Source organism: Pseudomonas sp. EGD-AK9 (genome assembly GCF_000465935.2).
Classification (GTDB): Bacteria; Pseudomonadota; Gammaproteobacteria; order Pseudomonadales; family Pseudomonadaceae; genus Aquipseudomonas.
Window position 1 is genome coordinate 1 of sequence record NZ_AVOF01000543.1, and the last position, 1,445, is coordinate 1,445.

Annotated in this window: 2 protein-coding genes; both read right to left on the reverse strand. The window is 70.7% G+C overall.

What is annotated here, in order from left to right:
- The coding region (locus N878_RS20330) for a DUF808 domain-containing protein (RefSeq protein ID WP_021445380.1) at positions 1-752 on the reverse strand (752 nt) is incomplete at its 3' end.
- A 385-nt stretch (positions 753-1,137) separates the two neighbouring features.
- Positions 1,138-1,445: LysE family transporter (locus N878_RS20335; RefSeq protein WP_021445381.1), on the reverse strand; the 308-nt coding region annotated here is incomplete at its 5' end.

Genomic DNA, 1,445 nt, shown 5'->3' on the forward strand with positions numbered 1-1,445 from the left:
GGCAGGCCGTGAACCAGGATGCCGCCGCCGACCATGAACATGGCGGCGGTGCCCAGGACCGACAGGCTCTTCATCAGCCAGGGCGCCAGGCGCAGGATGCCGCGTCCCAGCGCCTGGGCGGCGCGGCTGGCGCGCTGGCTGAGGTAGAGGCCGGCGTCGTCCAGCTTGACGATGGCGGCGACCAGGCCGTAGACGCCGACGGTCATCAGCACGGCGATGCCGCTGAGCACCGCCACCTGCTTGGCGAAGCTGGCGGCGGCGACGGTGCCGAGGGTGATGGCGATGATCTCGGCGGAGAGGATGAAGTCGGTGCGCACCGCGCCACGGATCTTGTCGCGCTCGAAGGCGACCAGGTCGACCTGCGGGTCGGCCACCGCCTCCAGCAGTTCCTGCTGCTGGGCCTGCGCCTGCGGCTTGTGCAGCAGCTTGTGCGCCAGCTTCTCGCAGCCCTCGTAGCAGAGGAACAGGCCGCCGAACATCAGCAGCGGCACCACCGCCCAGGGCGCGAAGGCGCTGATCAGCAGGGCCGCCGGCACCAGGATCAGCTTGTTCTTGAACGAGCCCTTGGCCACCGCCCAGACCACCGGCAGCTCGCGCTCGGCGCGCACGCCCGTGACCTGCTGGGCATTCAGGGCGAGGTCGTCGCCGAGCACGCCGGCGGTCTTCTTCGCGGCGACCTTGGTCATTACCGCGACGTCGTCGAGTACCGCGGCGATATCGTCGAGCAGGGCGAGCAGGCTGGTTCCGGCCATGGGGCAATCCTTGAGGGGAGGGAATGAGCGGCGCCTATCATCGCGCCAGCGTCGGGTCTTGCCCAGTGCCCGGGCCGTGCCGGCCGTCTCCGACGGCGGTGCTCAGTCGAGACGGCCCCCGCCGGTGCTGCCGCTGGCGCCGCAGGCATAGGCGGCGAGGAGGTTGCGTAACAGGCTGTGCAGGGGCATGGCGTTTCTCCCGTGTGCTCCAGGGGTGGATAGGCTGGAGTCTAGACGCGTTCGCCGGCGCCTCCGGTTGATTGTCTGGATGGGGGCGATAGCCGCGCTCTTGCCGTTGGGCTTCGCTGCGCTCAGCGCCAGCCGACGGCAGGGGAGGCCGCAGGTTGGGCTGAGGAGCCCGCGACGAAGCCCAACGAAGCCAGCCTTACAACAGCTCGGCCAGGGTCATGCCGGACAGCCCGAGCAGGGCCAGGCCGCAGGCCAGGTAGGTGAGGCGGTGCCAGAGCCGCGAGGCGGCGCGGCGGAACCAGTCCACCAGGCCGGCGCAGATAAAGCACCAGAGCAGCGAGGAGAGCATGAAGCCGGCGAAGAACAGCGCCAGGTGGGTAGGCGTCGGCTCGGCCACGCCGATGGCGGCCATGGCGCCGCCCATGGCCGCCCAGTACACCAGGTTCTGCGGATTGGTCAGCGACAGCGCGGCGCCGGCGGCGAAGGCGCTGCCGCCGCGGCCCT